This is a genomic window from Xanthomonas nasturtii (assembly GCF_023337365.3).
In the GTDB taxonomy this organism is placed as follows: domain Bacteria; phylum Pseudomonadota; class Gammaproteobacteria; order Xanthomonadales; family Xanthomonadaceae; genus Xanthomonas; species Xanthomonas nasturtii.
Window position 1 is genome coordinate 4,322,501 of sequence record NZ_CP142084.2, and the last position, 15,917, is coordinate 4,338,417.

Here is a 15,917-nt window from a genome sequence, read left to right on the forward strand (position 1 = left end):
CCGGCAGCCTTCAACGACCGTTGGACACGCCGCCATTGGATCCACGCCAGCCTGTTCGCCACCATCGGTGCGTTGGTTGCCACGATCGTGCCGGGTTTTTCCAACGCCATCGACACACCGCTTTCCAGCCATTCCACGCTGGCATTGCCGTTGCCGCCACTGGTGCCCAGCCGCAAGCAGCTGGCGCCAAGCACCGATTGGGAGATTCTGCAGGTCAAGTCGGGCCAGACGCTGAGCACCTTGTTCGGCGAGTTGGGCATCCCGACGGCGGTGATGTACCAGGTGCTGGCGCACCCGGGCACCAAGGAGGCGCTGACCAAGCTGCGCCCTGGTGCGGAAATTGCGTTTGACATGCCGACGCCGGGCCAGCTGCGCGCATTGCGCTTCGATCGCGATGACAGTCATCGGGTGGAGCTGCGCCTGCTGGGCGACAGCGTGCGCGAGAATGTAACCGAGCGGGCGACCACCACGCGCACGGTGGTGGCCAGCGGGGAGATCAGCAGCTCCTTGTATGCCTCCGCCGGGAAATCCGGGCTGTCGCCGGCGGCGGTAGCGGTCATGACCGACGACATCTTCAAGTACGACATCGACTTCGATAAAGACCTGCAGCCGGGCGACCGTTTCAGTGTGGTGATGGACGAGACCTGGCGCGAGGGCGAGCGGATCAGTACCGGCGACATCCTGGCGGCGACCTTCACCACCGGTGGCAAGACCTACACCGGCTTCCGCTTCGAGCGCGCCGGCAAGCCGGCCGAGTATTACGACATCACCGGCCGGCCGTTGAAGAAAAGCTTCATCCGCATGCCGGTGGCCTATAGCCGGATCAGTTCCACCTTCGGCGCGCGCAAGCACCCGGTGCTGGGCACGATGCGCATGCACAAGGGCGTGGACTATGCGGCCGCTTCGGGCACGCCGATCATGGCGGCCGGCGATGCGCGGGTGGTGTTTGTCGGCACCCAGCGCGGCTACGGCAATGTGGTGATCCTGGATCACGGCAAGAACTACAGCACGCTGTACGGGCATATGTCGCGCTTCGGCAAGATCAAGGCCGGCCAGCGCATCAACCAGGGCACGGTGATCGGCTATGTCGGCATGACCGGCCTGGCCACCGGCCCGCATCTGCATTATGAATTCCGCGTGGCCGGGCAGCAGCGCAACCCGATGTCGGTGACGATGCCGCCGCCGGAGCCGCTGCAGGGCGCCGAACTGGCGGCTTTCCGTGCACAGACTGCGCCGGCCATGGCGCGCATCGAGGGCATGGAAAAGTTGATCTATGCCGATGCCGCCGAGCCTGCCAAGGGTAAGTCGCGCGGTTGACCGCCTGCGGCCAGGTGACTGCGCTGCCGCTGTGGCGGCTGCGCGGGTGGACGACATAGAAAACGCAGACCAGCGTCTCTAGCCACGCCGCAAGCAATCGCGGTCTTGCAGCCATTTAGTGGACGCTGCCATTTCCGGCGCTTGGCGCCTGCCCTTGCCGGTCACCCTAGCTGACGTGAGTGCGAGCGTTGGCAACGCGGCATGCAGGGAGCCTTCGACGCACAGTTGGTCGTTCGCGACACGGGAGGCGAGCCTGCGACCCGGCAGTGATTCCCCTGCTATGCAGCCGATAAGAGCCTAAAGACCAGTTGACGGACCCGGCCCGGCTGCACAAGCTGGCCGGCCGTGTCTTTCTGGTTTCGGCATGCCTGTCTTGGAACACGTTGACTCTCCGCTGTATCTGGGCCTGATGTCGGGCACCAGCGCCGATGGGATCGATGCGGCGCTGGTGCGCTTTGCCGACACCACTCATCGCCGCTGCGACTTGGTGGCCGCGACGACGATGGCGTGGGAGCCGCAGTTACGCGAGACCTTGGTGGCGCTCGGCCAGGGCGCCGAGACGGTGGCCATCGATGCGCTGGGGCAGCTGGACGCGCAGGTGGGGTTGGCGTTCGCGGCAGCCGCCAATCAGTTGATCCGCGACAGTGGCGTGGAGCGCCAGCAGATTCGCGCGATCGGCTCGCATGGGCAGACCATCCGCCACCGGCCCAAGGCCGAGCCGGCGTTCACCTGGCAGATCGGCGATGCCAGCCGGATTGCCGAGCACACCGGTATCACCACGGTGGCAGATTTCCGCCGCCGCGACGTGGCCGCCGGTGGCCAGGGCGCGCCGCTGATGCCGGCCTTCCATCTGGCCATGCTGGGGGCGGGCGACGAAGACCGCGCCGTGCTCAATCTGGGCGGCATCGGCAACCTGACGCTGATCCCGCGCGATGGTGCGGTGCTGGGCTTCGATACCGGCCCGGCCAATGCATTGCTGGACAGCTGGTGCCAGCAGCATCGCGGCACGGCGTTCGATGCCGAAGGTGCGTTTGCCGCCAGCGGGCGCGCCGATACCCCACTGCTGCAGGCGTTGCTGGCCGACCCGTGGTTTGCGCTGGCGCCGCCCAAGAGCACCGGACGCGAGCAATTCCATCTGGACTGGGCGATGCAGGCGATGCGTTCGCTGGGAGACGTGGCGCTGTCTGCGGCCGATGTGCAGGCGACCCTGCTCGAACTGACCGCGGCCAGTGTCGCCGACGCGTTGCTGCAGCTGCAGCCCGATACCCGCCGGGTGCTGGTATGCGGTGGCGGGGTGCGCAATCCGGTATTGATGGCACGACTGGCGGCGCGATTGCCGGGCGTGGTGGTGGAATCCAGCGCGCGGCATGGGCTGGATCCGGACTATCTGGAGGCGATGGGGTTCGCATGGTTGGCCGCGGAGCTGCTCGCAGGCCGTGCGGCCAATCTGCCGTCGGTGACCGGGGCAGCCGGGCCGCGGTTGCTGGGAGCGATCCATCCGGCGTGACAGGCCTGGATCAGTTGCGAGCGCCCGCAGTCGCAGCATTCTCGCGCCGAATGGATGCGCACGCGAAGCAGCGCTGGCTGACCGTTTGCGGCTACGGGCTATTCCCCGCCGGCAGCGCCTTGAGCGCGGCGATCGCTTCGGCCAGGGCGTCGACTTCCGGGTGCTGCAGGCCGCCGGTGACTTCGTATTCGCTGGCGAACAGGCCTTGTTCGAGCAGATGCATGACGGTCTGGTGCTGGGTCCAGCCGCGTGCGACGGAAATGCGGCGAATGCGGTCTACCAGTACCGGGTCGATGTCACGCAATACCAGATCGGTCATGCCCTTCCTCGCGCGATGGTTTGCCCCGCCGGCATCATCGGCAACCTTGGTGGACGTTTCAATCCGGCTGCCTGTCGTGCGCCAACAGCCGCGGCCACAGCCAAGCCAGCAGCAGCAAGGTGGGAATAACGGTCAGCGCGCTGAGGATGAAGAAGGTGCTGTAGGAGGCAGCCTGGACCAGAAAGCCGGAAACACCACCAGCGAACTTGCCCGGCAGATTGGCCAGCGACACAAGCAATGCATATTGGGTTGCAGTGAAGTTGCGGTCGGTCAGCGATGACATGAAAGCTACCAGCACCGTTGCGGCAAAGCCCTGGAACAGGTTGTCGGCGCTGAGTGCGGCATAGAACGCCCACAGCTTGCCCGGGTTGTGCGCCATCAGCAGGAACGCCAGGTTGGACAACGCCACACCTAACGCGGCAACCAGCAACATGCGCCGGAACCCGAATGCGGCGACTGCCGCGCCGCCAGCGAAGGCACCGACAATGCCCATCCAGACACCGAACAGTTTGGACACGGTGGCGATATCGGCCTTGGTGTAGCCCGAATCCAGATAGAACGGCCCGGCCATGACGCCGATCACCTGGTCGGGGAACTTGTACAGGCCCACGAACAGCAACAGCACGATGCCCAGCGCCAGCCCGTTGCTGGAGAAGAAACTGGAAATCGGTTGCCAGAATGCACCGGCGACATCAACGCGGCGCACCACGGTCGCCTCGGGACGGTCGGGCTCGCGGCATAGCAGGGTGGTGATGATCGGCACCAGCATCAGTGCGGCCATGCCCACATACGCCCACGTCCAACCGAGGTATTCGGCCATGTACAAGGCGCCCGCACCGCCCAGGATCAGGCCGATGCGGTAGCCCAAGGTGTAGGTTGCCGCCAGCGCGGCCTGTGCGGTCTCCGGGGCGATTTCGATGCGATAGGCATCCACGACCGAGTCCTGGGTGGCGCCCCAGAACGAGGCGAACAGCACCCAGCTCACCAGACCGGTAACGCTCAGATCCGGACGCGAAAATGCCAGAGCAAACAGCCCGATCGTGACGCCGATCTGCGCCACCAGCAGCCAGGACCGACGGCGCCCCAGAAATGCGGTCAGCGGAAACGCATAACGGTCGATCAGCGGCGCCCACAGGAATTTGAGCAGATAAAAGAAGCTGGCCAGGCTGATCAAGCCGATGCTGCCCAGGTCCAGCCCCACATCACGCAAGCGGGTCGACAAGGTCTGCGAGGCGATCAGCAGGAACGGCAGCCCGCTGCCGAAGCCGAGCAGTGCCATGGTCGCCGCCGATGGCGTGGCGAATGCCTGCTGGATACCGCGCAGGCCTTTGTATCGTGGTGCGGACGTGGTCATGCGTGCAGCCGATGGACGCGGTTGGCCAAAACAAAGACGCCAGTGTCACCGGCCGGCGCGCGGGCAGCGCCGCCGGAGGCGAACATTCCGGTCATAGAAAGATGCGCACTACCAGCGCCGACCATCCTGCGGCGGCGTGCAGCCGGCATGCCGCTCCTTTTCACGGTCATGCGCCTGTTGGCCGCGGGCGCCGAACCGGTTGCACTGGCATGTCCTTTCCGCAGTGCGCCGACCAGCTGCAGGCGATCACTCACTGCGCGTAATCCACAATGTAAGGCGCGTGGTCGGAGAAGCGCTCTTCGCGGTAGATCGAGCAGGCCCGCAAGGTGTCGCGCAGGCCGGGGGTGACCAGTTGGTAGTCGATGCGCCAACCGACGTTGTTGGCGCGCGCGGCGCCGCGGTTGCTCCACCAGGTGTAGTCCTGGCCTTGCGGATGCAACACGCGGTAGCTGTCGACCCAGCCGCGGCCTTCGGCGGCGTTGGTGTCTTCCAGCGCATCGGCGCACAGTCCGTTGAGCCAGTCGCGCTCGGGCGGCAGGCAACCGGAGTTCTTCTGGTTGGACTTCCAGTTCTTGATGTCCAGCGCGGTGCGCACGATGTTCCAGTCGCCACACAGCACGTACTGGCGGCCACTGGCCAGCCACTCGTCCAGAATCGGCCGCAGCCATTCCATCACCTGGAACTTGTAGCCCTGGCGCAACTCGCCCGAAGAACCGGACGGGATATAGAAGGAGACCACGCTGAGGTTGCCGAAGCGCGCTTCGATGTAACGGCCCTCTTCGTCGAACTCGGGCCAGCCCAGCGCGGTGCGTACCTCGTCGGGCTCGTGCCGGCTATAGATCGCCACGCCGCTGTAGCCCTTCTTGGTGCTGGCGTCGCGAAACCAGGCCTTGTAGCCGGTGGGCAGGAACTCCGGTCCGGCCAGCTGATGTTCCTGCGCCTTGGTCTCCTGGATGCATAGCACGTCCGCGTCCTGGGTGGCGAACCAATCGAAGAAGCCTTTGCTGGCGGCCGAGCGCAGGCCGTTGGCGTTGAAACTGATGATGCGCATAGGCCGGGAATGGGGAGTCGGGAATGGGGAATCGTAAAGCCTACCCCAGCGCGGCCGCGAAGGCTGCCGAGGCGCGATGCGTTTACCATTCCCGATTCCCGATTCTCCATTCCCGTCCAATGACCGACCACCGCACCCGTTTCCTGCAGCTGGCCCTGGGCGCCGATGCCCTGCGCTTTGGCGAGTTCACGCTCAAGTCCGGGCGGCTCAGCCCGTACTTCTTCAACGCCGGGCGCTTCGATTCCGGCGCCAAGACTGCGCAGCTGGCGCAGTGCTATGCCGATGCGATCGATGCGGCCGGAGTGGAGTTCGACCTGCTGTTCGGGCCGGCCTACAAGGGCATCCCGCTGGCGACGGCGTTGGCCTGTGCCTACGCCGGGCGTGGGCGCGACCTGCCGTTGGCGTTCAACCGCAAGGAAGCCAAGGACCATGGCGAGGGCGGCAGCCTGATCGGCGCGCCGCTGGCCGGGCGCAAGGTGTTGATCGTCGATGACGTGATCACCGCCGGCACCGCGATCCGCGAGGCGCTGGGCATCATCCGCGCTGCGGGTGGCATCCCGTCGGGTATTGTCGTGGCGCTGGACCGCCAGGAAATCGCCTCCGAGCAGGATCGCCGTTCCGCTGCGCAGGCAGTGGCCGCCGAGGCCGGCATCCCGGTGATCGCGGTAGCCAACCTGGGCGACCTGCTTGCTTTTGCGGCAGGAAACGCCGACCTTGTGGGCTTCCGGGAACCGCTGCTGGCCTATCGTGGCCGCTACGGCACCGACACTACAGGCTGACGGCAGGCGACAGGGGGCTGCGATGATGCCGATACACACACGTTTGGCGTTATTGGCCGCCGTTGCCACGGCTGTTGCTGCGACATTTGCCGTGGCCGCACCCGCGAGCGCGCAAGACAAGCCGGCGGCCAAGAAGCTGTATTGCTGGAACCAGAACGGCGCCCGCGTGTGCAGCGATACGCTGCCGCCGGAAGCGGTGAACCAGGCGCGTGACGAGTTCAACGTCAAAAGCGGCATGCGCAGCGCCGAGGTGCAGCGCGCGATGAGCAGCGACGAGCGCGCCGCCGCCGCGGCCAGCGAGCAGCAACGCCAGGCCGACCTGGCCGCCGAGCAGATGCGCCAGCGCACCGACCAGGCGATGCTGATGTCGTATCAAAGCGAAGACGACCTGCGCCGGGTATTCAACGAGCGCATCGCCATCGTCGACAACAACATCCACACCGCGCGCTTCAATGTGACCAGCCTGCGCGAAGGCCTGGCCAGCATGCTGCGTAGCGCCGGCGACCGCGAGCTGGCCGGCCAGGCGGTGGCCGACAAGCTGGCCGCCGACATCCAGCAACGCCACCGCGAATTGATGGCGCAGCTGCGACTACAGACCAGCTTCGAGCAACAGCGCACCGCGCTGGACGGCGAAATCGCCGATATCCTGCAGCGCTACCGGGCCATGAAGGAGCCGCCCGGCGCCGCCTCGCCCGCAGGCTGAACCGCACGGCGTCATACCCGCTCGCCCGATGCCCCGCCGCGGGCGGCATTTCCCGATCCGACGCCCTGCCCGCATAATGGCCGGTCTTACTCCCTGCCCACGAGGCTCTCCCGCATGGCCCGGATCATCGCCATTGCCAACCAGAAAGGCGGCGTCGGCAAGACCACGACGGCAGTCAATCTGGCGGCCGGCCTGGCGCGCGCGCCCAAGCGTGTGTTGCTGGTGGATCTGGACTCGCAGGGCAACGCCACCATGGGCAGCGGCATCGACAAGCGCGATGTGGCCGCCTCCACCTGCGACCTGCTACTGGGCGAAAACACCGCCGCCGAGATCCGGGTGACTGCGCCGGAAGGCTTCGACCTGCTGCCGGGCAACATCGACCTGACCGCCGCCGAGATCCAGCTGATGGACCAGGGCGAGCGCGAGCAGCGGCTCAAGCGCGCGCTGGCGCCGATCCGCGACGAGTACGATTTCATTTTGATCGACTGCCCACCGGCGCTGTCGCTGCTGACGCTCAATGCGCTGACCGCCGCCGATTCGATCATCGTGCCGATGCAGTGCGAGTACTACGCGCTGGAAGGGCTGACCGCGCTGCTGGAAACCATCGAAGCGCTGCGCGCCAACCTCAACCCGGCGCTGGAAATCGAAGGCGTGCTGCGCACGATGTTCGATATCCGCAACAACCTGGCCAACGCAGTGTCGGCGGAGCTGACCGAGCATTTTGGCGACAAGGTGTTCCGCACCATCGTGCCGCGCAACGTGCGCCTGGCCGAGGCGCCCAGCCATGGCCAGAGCATCGTCGGTTACGACCGCACCTCGCGCGGTGGGGTGGCCTACCTGGGCCTGGCCGGCGAGATCGTGCGCCGGCAGAACGAGCGCAACAAGGCCTATCGGCCCGTGGAGACCGTCTGATGAACAAGCCGATCCCCGCAAAAAAGCGCGGCCTGGGCCGTGGCCTGGAAGCGCTGTTGGGTCCGAAGGGCGCAGCAGCGGCAGCGGCACCTCAGGCAAGCAGCGAGGATGCGCTACAGCCGGGCGATACGCTGCGCCAGTTGCCGGTGGACCAACTGCAGCCGGGCAAGTACCAGCCGCGCCGGGAGATGGACGAAGTCAAGCTGGCCGAGCTGGCGGAGTCGATCAAGGCGCAGGGCGTGATCCAGCCGATCGTGGCGCGCGCGCTGGCGCCGGGGCAGTTCGAGATCGTGGCCGGCGAACGCCGCTGGCGCGCCTCGCAGCTGGCCGGGCTGGCCGAGGTGCCGGTGGTGGTACGCGAGCTGGACGACCGCACCGTCATCGCGATGGCGTTGATCGAGAACATCCAGCGCGAAGATCTCAACCCGCTGGAAGAAGCGCAGGCGCTGCAACGGCTGATCGACGAATTTTCGCTGACCCATGCCGAAGCCGCCGGCGCGGTGGGCCGTTCGCGTGCCTCGGTCTCCAACCTGCTGCGGTTACTGGAATTGCCGGCGGCGATCCGGGTGCTGCTGGAAACCCGCCGCCTGGAAATGGGCCACGCACGCGCGCTGCTCACCCTGGCGCCGGAACTGGCCAGCAAGCTGGCACAGGAAGCGGCCGACCAGGGCTGGTCGGTGCGCGAAGTCGAACACCGTGCGCAGCAGTTCGCCGCCGGCAAGGTGCCCGGCTCATTGCGCAAGGGCAAGCCGGTGACCGTGGCGCCGCAAGCCGATATCGCCTCGCTGCAGACCGAGCTGTCCGAATCGCTGGGCACCAAGGTGGTGTTCAATCATGGCCGCGGCGGCAAGGGCAAGCTGGTGATCCATTACACCGACCTGGACACCCTGGAAGGCGTGCTGGAACGCTTGCGCGCCCGCCAGGGCTGATGCCCCCGGCGCAGGAGGATCAGCGATGCATCCCGCCAAAGTGGACCGCGCGCATCTGTTGCGCCTGACCGACCTGCCCAATGTCGGGCCGGCCTGCGAAAAGGACCTGCAGCTGATCGGCATTGGCATGCCGGCGCAGCTGCACGGGCGCGATGCCTACGACATGTACGCGCAGCTGTGCCTGCGCACCGGCGTCACCCATGACCCATGCGTGATCGATGTGTTCCTGTCGCTGCCGCGCGTCATGCAGGGCGAACCGGCGCGCAACTGGTGGGACTTCAGCGCCGAGCGCAAGGCAACGCTGGCGGCCGAGCGAGCGGGTGCACCGCCCACCGCTACGCTATCGCGGCGCCGGGTAGCCAGCAACAGCACTCGCACCGGCAACGACGGTGGACACGGCGCATGAGCCACGACGACGACGCGTTCAGCCCCTCCGGCAGCCCGATCCTGCATCACGCGCAGGCCAGGGGCTTCGCGCCGGCGCGCGGCGAAGAATGCATCGAGCAGATCAGCGCGCATATCGAACAGCATCTGGGGCCGATTTCCAGCGTATTTCATGAGGTCGTCTCCGACACCGTGCATCTGGACGTGCACATCGTGCCGCCCAACGCGCACTGCCCGCACCTGCGTCTGGTCACTTCGGGCATGAGCGATCTGCCGATGACGCTGCCCGACGGTGTGGAGGCGCCACGTTACATGGAGCTGATGCTGAGCCTGCCCGGCGATTGGCCGATGGACCAGCGCGACTTCGACGACGAGCGCCATTACTGGCCGATCCGCCTGCTCAAGAACCTGGCGCGGATGCCGCACAAGTTCGACACCTGGCTGGGGTTCGGCCATACCCTTCCCAATGGCAATCCGGCCGAGCCGTATGCGCCGGGCGTGGCCTTCGACGGCGCGATCGTGCTGCCGCCGGTGAGCACCCCGGAGCCATTTGCGCGGTTGCGCATCGATGCCGAAAAAACCATCGCTTTCATGACCGTGGTGCCGTTGTATCCAGAAGAAATGGCGCTGAAACTTAGCCAGGGCAGCGATGTGCTGCTGGACCGCTTCGATGCCTGCAACATCCGCGACAGCATCGACCTGCGCCGCCGCAACGTGGCAAAGAAGCGTTTCTTCGGGCTGTTCTGAGCGCCGTTCTCCCCGCCTTCCCTTTCGCTGTTTTCAGGATTACTGCCATGACCATCCTCGTTACCGGCGCCGCCGGTTTCATCGGCGCCTACACCTGCCGCGCCCTGGCTGCGCGGGGCGAGGCGGTGGTTGGGCTGGACAACTACAACAGCTACTACGACCCGCAGCTCAAGCGCGACCGGGTGGCGGCGCTGTGCCCCGGCATCGATATCCGCACGCTGGATCTGACCGATCGCGAGGGTCTGGCTACGTTATTCGAGCAGATCCAGCCCACCCGCGTGGTGCATCTGGCTGCGCAGGCGGGGGTACGGTATTCGCTGGAAAACCCCGCTGCCTACGTCGACAGCAACCTGGTCGGCTTCGTCAACATGCTCGAGCTGTGCCGGCACCGCGGCGTGCAGCATCTGGTGTACGCGTCGAGCAGCTCGGTGTACGGGGATTCGGCCACCCCGCCATTTTCCGAAGACCAGCGCGTGGACCAGCCACGCTCGCTGTATGCGGCGACCAAGGCGGCCAACGAGCTGATGGGTTATACCTACGCGCAACTGTACGGTCTGCGCGCGACCGGGCTGCGCTTTTTCACGGTGTACGGGCCGTGGGGCCGGCCGGACATGGCGCCGCTGATCTTCAGCCGCGCGGTGCTGGCGGGGCGGCCGATCGAGGTGTTCAACCACGGCAAGATGCAGCGCGATTTCACCTTCGTGGCCGACATCGTGGCCGGCGTGCTGGGCGCGCTGGACACCCCCAGCGGCGAGGCGATCCCGCACCGGGTCTTCAACCTGGGCAACCACACGCCGGTGGAGCTGGAATATTTCATCGACGTGATCGCCCAGGCTGCCGGCCGCCCGGCAGAGAAGGTCTACCGGCCGATGCAGCCGGGCGACATGATCCGCACCATGGCCGATACGCAACGCGCGCAGGCCGCCTTCGGGTTCGACCCAGCCACGCCGGTCGAGCGCGGATTGCCGCAGGTGGTGGAATGGTGCCGGCAGTATTTCGGCGAGCGCGTCTAGCGGCGGCCTGGATAGGCGGGTGGCGGCTGATGGTACGTGCGCGGCGTGGATGGGAGTGAGTGGCTGCAGGGCACGGGCTGCGAGGCGCTGTGGCGTGGCCCTTGACGCCTCGTCGCCCTCGCAGCATCTGATCGCGGGGCAGCGGGGCAGCGGGCAGCGGGCAGCGGGCAGCGGGCAGAGCAGCCTGCAGTACAAGCCCCCTGCACTGCTGCGCCAAGACGCATGATCTGCCCGCCAAGCCAGGTCTTTTGCGGTCGTCATGCGCCCGCACTGCACGCTACAGGCCGTTTTTTCGTTACTGCAATGCGCATAACGCGTGCTCGCTTCATGCCTGACTCAGACAGTCAGGGCACAATGCGCGATCTTTTTCGCTCAGCCTTCATCTGGCCACCCGCATCCATGAGCCAACCTCAGCTGTCCGTCGTCGTCCCGGTGTTCAACGAGCGCGATAACGTCGCCACGCTGGTGGGCGAAGTCGTCAGCGCATTGCGCGGCGTGGCGGCCTTCGAAATCGTCTATGTCGACGACCATTCGCGCGACGATACGCTGGCGGTGCTGCAAGGCCTGAAGGCCACCACGCCGGAACTGCGGGTGCTGCATCACGTCACCCAAAGCGGCCAGAGCACCGCGGTGCGCAGCGGGGTCAAGGCCGCACGCGCCAGCTGGATCGCCACGCTCGATGGCGACGGCCAGAACGACCCGGCCGACATCCCCAAATTGCTGATCGCACGCAGCCAGGCGCAAGCGCAGGTCAAGCTGTTTGCCGGCTGGCGGGTCAACCGGCAGGATTCCGGCTCCAAGCGCTGGGCCAGCAAGTGGGCCAACGCGATCCGCTCACGCATGCTGCACGACAACACGCCAGATACCGGCTGCGGCATCAAGCTGTTCGAGCGCGAGGCGTTTCTGGACCTGCCCTACTTCGATCACATGCATCGCTACTTGCCGGCGCTGATGCAGCGCGCCGGCTGGCGCACGGTGAGCGTGCCGGTGAATCACCGCCATCGCACCGCCGGCGTGTCCAAGTACAACAACCTCAATCGCGCCCTGGTGGGTATCCGCGACCTGCGCGGAGTGGCCTGGCTGATCACTCGCAGCAAGCGCACCGCGGTGCAGGAGCATTGATGGAACCGTCCTTCCTCGATCAACAGCTGACCTGGCTGTACTGGACCGGCATCCATGTCACCGGCTGGAAGCTGATCGGCTACGTGGGCGCGCTGATGTTCGGCGGCCGCTGGCTGGTGCAGTTCGTCGCTTCCAAGCGCGCCGGCAAGCCGGTGATCCCGCGCCTGTTCTGGTACATGAGCGTAGTGGGCAGCCTGATGACGCTGAGCTATTTCGTGTTCTCCGCCAAGCAGGATTCGGTGGGCGTGCTGCAGAACCTGTTCCCGGCGTTTACCGCGTTTTACAGCCTGTATCTGGATGTGAAACATCGGGGCTGGAAGCGGGATCGGGCGGGCCATTGAGGTTGGGATTGGGGATTGGGGATTGGGGATTTGAAGGGTGTGGGCCGGATATTTGGTTGAGGTCGAACCGAGTGGGTGAGTACCTGGCCGCGTGATGCGGTCCTGGCGTGTGTCGATGCAAAGCAGACTGTTGCCGCAGATTTTTGCTGATCGATCGTTGGTGGCGATGCCTCGGCGTACCGATGCGAGCCGAGTGCATTGCGGCTGCATCGCATCCCCTCACGCGTTTCTTTGTGCAGCGATTCATCTGATCGATGAGCGCCTGAGCGCATTGACGTGATCCGCGGACGTCAAATGATGTACCGCTTATCGTCGGACACGCGGCGATAGCGCTGAGGGTTGACGCCCGCTTTTCGGGCACGCCACCGCGCAAGTGGCCGACGCGATGACGGATGACCAGCCGATGTTGCCCCTGTCCGGTTGCGTGCAGGCTGTGGTCATGTCCAGCACGCTCCGCCATTGCCCCACATCCATGCCAACGCTCACTGCGGCGTATTGGCATCTACAGCTGCCCACGCATCAGAGCGTGCCCTTGTTCGCGGACTGGCGCTGCGCCCGCGCGGCAGCGGCAAGTTTGGCGCTGCCAAGGCATTGGCAAGATGCGCAGTTGCTGTGCTGGGTATTGCTGCCGGATGCGTGGTGCGGGCTGCTGCAGGCACCCGGCAAGGCAGGTCTGCTGCAGGCGGCTGCGACGGCGCGACAGCTGGCTGCCGATGCGGTCAATCGCGCACGCGGGCGTGGCGGAACGGTGTGGCAGCCGCAGATGCAGGCAACCGAGTTGCCGGTGCATGCCGATCATCGGCAGTTCGCCCGTGCCCTGGTCGCGCAGCCCCTGCGTGCAGGGCTGGCCGAGCAGATCGGCGGGTATCCGTATTGGGACGCGGTGTGGTTGGTGCAGGGTGATCACGATGCCGCACCGATCGCCGCGGCAGATGATCTTGCTCAGGTGACCGCGACGAGCAGAGCACGGTGGTGACCGTGTCTGCATGGCCGGTATCGCATGTCGCGCCGCCGCCTGTACCCGCTCAGCTGCACTGCCGCTCAACAGGCAGCACAGCTGCTGGACAGCTGCTGGTTCAGGCACCTGGCGATCAAAACGCCAAGGGCTGCTCCGGCAACAGGGCCTGCAGCTCGCTGCGGAACAACGCGCGGATGCGCTCCAGCGCAGCCTCGCTGTCGGCTTCGAAGCGCAGCACCAGGATCGGCGTGGTGTTGGAGGCGCGCACCAGGCCCCAGCCATCGACGAAGTCGGCGCGCAACCCATCGATCGTGGACAGGCGTGCCGATTCGAACGGCGACTCGTCCCCAGCCTGCGCACGCTCGACAAAGCGCGCCACCAACGCGTGCGCGTCGCCCTCCACCGGCACCTTGATCTCCGGCGTGGAGACGCTTTCGGGCAAGGCGTCCAGCACCTCGGACGGGGTTTCTTCGCGCTGGGCCAGGATTTCCAGCAGGCGAGCGGCGGCATAGATGCCGTCGTCGAAGCCGTACCAGCGTTCCTTGAAGAAAAAGTGCCCGCTCATCTCGCCAGCCAGTTCGGCGTCGGTCTCGCGCATCTTGGATTTGATGAGCGAATGCCCGGTCTTCCACATCAGCGGGCTACCGCCATTGCGCAGCACGTAGTCGGACAGCTTGCCGGTGCACTTCACGTCGTAGATGACCAGCGCGCCGGGATTGCGCTGCAGCACATCGGCGGCAAACAGCATCAGCAGGCGGTCCGGGAACACGACGGCGCCTTCCTTGGTGACCACGCCCAGGCGGTCGGCATCGCCGTCGAAGGCCACGCCGATATCCGCATCGAAGCGCTGCACCATCTTCACCAGATCGTCGAGGTTGTGCGGCTCGCTGGGGTCGGGGTGATGGTTGGGGAAGGTGCCGTCGATGTCGCAGTACAGCGGCACCACTTCGGCACCGATTGCTTCCAGCAGGCGCGGCGCGATGTCGCCGGCCGCGCCATTGCCGGCATCCACCACCACCTTGATCGGGCGGTCCAGCTGCACGTCGTCGGCAATGCGCTGGATGTAGGCGTCGCTGATGTCGCGCTGCTCCAGTTCGCCGGGCGTGGCAGCGGTATGCAGGCGGCCTTCGTTGATGCGCTGGTGCAGTTCGGCGATGGCGGTGCCAGACAGCGTCTCGCCGCCAATCACGATCTTGAAGCCGTTGTAGTCCGGCGGATTATGGCTGCCGGTCACCGCCACGCAGCTGCCGGCGCGCACCTCATAGGCGCCGAAGTACACCACCGGCGTGGGCGCCAGACCGATGTCGGTGACGTTGCAGCCGGCGCGGCGCAGGCCTTCGATCAGGCCATTGGTCAGCTCCGGCCCGGACAGCCGGCCGTCGCGCCCCACCACCACATCGCGCAGGCCCTGCGCCTGCATCACGCTGCCGATGGCCTGGCCGATCAAGGCGGCAACGCCGGGATTGAGGTCTTTGCCGACCACGCCACGGATGTCGTAGGCGCGGAACATCCCGGTGGCGACCTGCACCGCCGGCACCAGCGCTGGCGCTGCTGGCGACGTGTCGGCGTCCAGCGCGCGTGCTTCGCTGGCGACGCTGGCGTCGTGTTGCAGGCTCTGACTGAAGGTGGGCTCGTCGGCGCTCGACTCGCCAACGACCCGGCGCCGCGGCAAGGCCACGCGGCCGCGGCTGGCCAGCACCAGCAGCACCGCGATGCTGACCAGCAGCGCCGCCACGATGGCGCAACCGAGCGCGCCAAGGCCCAATGGGCCACTGTCGTTCTGCGGTACTGCGGCAGCCACGCGCAGGCCGCTGCTGGCCAAGGGCTTGGCCAGCGTCTCCGCCGCATCGGCCAGGCCCGCATCGCCCTGCTGGGCCACGTTGTAGCTGCCCTGGCGCAGCGCCAGATACGCGCTGCCAGGGACCGCGATCGCATCCAGCGGGCCGGTCAGCCGCAACAACGGCAGCCGGGCATACGCCACCGCCGGCTGCGCACCCAGGCGCACCGCCGCCGCAACGCCCAGGCGTACCTGCTTGGTGTCGCGCACCACGTGCACCTGCGCGCGTTCGGCCACCAGCGCCGACTCGAGCAGGCCCAGACGCGCGTAGCCGAAATCCTTGGGGTTTTCATACGCGGCGGCAAGGTCGCCAGGCAAAACCTGCACATCCTCGGCGCCCTTGAAGCGCTCGCGGATGGCCGATGCGGCCGCCAGCGCGTCGCCACCGGCCAGCGCAGCGACGACCGGCGGCTGTTTGAGCACGGCGTCGAGCTGGCTGGCCTGTGCGGCCATCGCCTGGCCCACGTCCTGCACCGCGCGGTCGCGCGCCTGCTCCAGGTCATGCGCCACCACGTCTTCGCGCCATTGCGCATAACTGCTCCAGCCGAACCAGGCGGCCAGCAGCAGTACTACGCCCCCCAACACCGGACCACTCGTACGCACGCTGGACATCGACTGCCTGCGCTCGTTCGCCTTGCTCATGT

At 66.5% G+C, this 15,917-nt stretch carries 15 protein-coding genes and 1 pseudogene (1 of these 16 cut by a window edge); 12 read left to right on the plus strand and 4 right to left on the minus strand.

The genetic code is table 11. The annotated features are described in order from the left end of the window. Both M3O59_RS18950 and M3O59_RS18955 read left to right on the plus strand, forming a co-directional pair. Window positions 1–1,317 carry the 3' portion of a M23 family metallopeptidase gene (locus M3O59_RS18950; RefSeq protein WP_064632623.1) on the plus strand. It extends 102 nt beyond the left edge of the window, so 1,317 of the gene's 1,419 nt are visible here — the last part of the coding sequence; its start codon lies beyond the left edge, outside the window; the stop codon is at window positions 1,315–1,317. Between the two features lie 364 nt (window positions 1,318–1,681). Then, complete coding sequence (locus M3O59_RS18955) at window positions 1,682–2,824, plus strand: anhydro-N-acetylmuramic acid kinase (RefSeq protein ID WP_064632625.1); 1,143 nt, start codon at window positions 1,682–1,684, stop codon at window positions 2,822–2,824. Between the two features lie 91 nt (window positions 2,825–2,915). Here the strand turns inward: M3O59_RS18955 and M3O59_RS18960 are convergent, their stop codons facing one another. The 3 genes from M3O59_RS18960 to M3O59_RS18970 form a co-directional block, all read right to left on the minus strand. Continuing rightward, window positions 2,916–3,143, minus strand: a complete 228-nt coding sequence (locus tag M3O59_RS18960) for a hypothetical protein (RefSeq protein WP_064632627.1) — start codon at window positions 3,141–3,143, stop codon at window positions 2,916–2,918. Window positions 3,144–3,201: 58 nt separating this feature from the next. Then, window positions 3,202–4,497, minus strand: coding sequence for an AmpG family muropeptide MFS transporter (locus tag M3O59_RS18965; RefSeq protein ID WP_181920574.1), 1,296 nt, complete (start codon window positions 4,495–4,497; stop codon window positions 3,202–3,204). A gap of 250 nt (window positions 4,498–4,747) precedes the next feature. Continuing rightward, complete coding sequence (locus M3O59_RS18970) at window positions 4,748–5,548, minus strand: exodeoxyribonuclease III (protein ID WP_116906020.1); 801 nt, start codon at window positions 5,546–5,548, stop codon at window positions 4,748–4,750. A gap of 119 nt (window positions 5,549–5,667) precedes the next feature. Between M3O59_RS18970 and pyrE the strand changes: the two genes are divergently transcribed. The 10 genes and pseudogenes from pyrE (at window position 5,668) to M3O59_RS19020 (ending at window position 13,454) form a co-directional block, all read left to right on the plus strand. Beyond that, window positions 5,668–6,327, plus strand: coding sequence for an orotate phosphoribosyltransferase (pyrE, locus tag M3O59_RS18975; protein WP_116906021.1), 660 nt, complete (start codon window positions 5,668–5,670; stop codon window positions 6,325–6,327). A gap of 52 nt (window positions 6,328–6,379) precedes the next feature. Beyond that, on the plus strand, window positions 6,380–7,030 hold the full coding sequence (locus M3O59_RS18980; RefSeq protein ID WP_147308506.1) for a hypothetical protein: 651 nt from the start codon (window positions 6,380–6,382) through the stop codon (window positions 7,028–7,030). A 114-nt stretch (window positions 7,031–7,144) separates the two neighbouring features. Continuing rightward, window positions 7,145–7,942: a ParA family protein gene (locus M3O59_RS18985; protein ID WP_064632635.1), complete on the plus strand. Its 798-nt coding sequence runs from the start codon at window positions 7,145–7,147 to the stop codon at window positions 7,940–7,942. Beyond that, the gene (locus tag M3O59_RS18990) at window positions 7,942–8,871 is read left to right on the plus strand and encodes a ParB/RepB/Spo0J family partition protein (RefSeq protein WP_116906022.1); all 930 of its coding nucleotides are present in this window, start codon (window positions 7,942–7,944) and stop codon (window positions 8,869–8,871) included. The genes M3O59_RS18985 and M3O59_RS18990 overlap by 1 nt, the downstream gene beginning before the upstream one ends. Before the next feature lie 25 nt (window positions 8,872–8,896). Then, window positions 8,897–9,184 (plus strand): annotated as a pseudogene (locus M3O59_RS18995) (helix-hairpin-helix domain-containing protein); the annotation flags it as partial. Between the two features lie 89 nt (window positions 9,185–9,273). After that, window positions 9,274–10,002, plus strand: a complete 729-nt coding sequence (locus M3O59_RS19000; protein ID WP_116906024.1) for a suppressor of fused domain protein — start codon at window positions 9,274–9,276, stop codon at window positions 10,000–10,002. Between the two features lie 47 nt (window positions 10,003–10,049). Then, complete coding sequence (locus M3O59_RS19005; protein ID WP_064632643.1) at window positions 10,050–11,015, plus strand: SDR family NAD(P)-dependent oxidoreductase; 966 nt, start codon at window positions 10,050–10,052, stop codon at window positions 11,013–11,015. A gap of 399 nt (window positions 11,016–11,414) precedes the next feature. After that, window positions 11,415–12,137 carry a glycosyltransferase family 2 protein gene (locus M3O59_RS19010; protein WP_116906025.1) on the plus strand — a complete coding sequence of 241 codons (723 nt, stop codon included), beginning with the start codon at window positions 11,415–11,417 and terminating at the stop codon, window positions 12,135–12,137. Then, a complete protein-coding gene (locus M3O59_RS19015; protein ID WP_064632647.1) occupies window positions 12,137–12,478 on the plus strand; it encodes a lipid-A-disaccharide synthase N-terminal domain-containing protein in 342 nt (113 codons plus the stop codon). The genes M3O59_RS19010 and M3O59_RS19015 overlap by 1 nt, the downstream gene beginning before the upstream one ends. A 403-nt stretch (window positions 12,479–12,881) precedes the next feature. Next, entirely contained in the window at window positions 12,882–13,454 is a 573-nt protein-coding gene (locus M3O59_RS19020) for a hypothetical protein (RefSeq protein ID WP_064632724.1), read from the plus strand. Between the two features lie 115 nt (window positions 13,455–13,569). Here the strand turns inward: M3O59_RS19020 and M3O59_RS19025 are convergent, their stop codons facing one another. Further along, a complete protein-coding gene (locus M3O59_RS19025; protein ID WP_147308504.1) occupies window positions 13,570–15,915 on the minus strand; it encodes a phosphomannomutase/phosphoglucomutase in 2,346 nt (781 codons plus the stop codon). Between the last annotated feature and the right edge of the window lie 2 nt (window positions 15,916–15,917).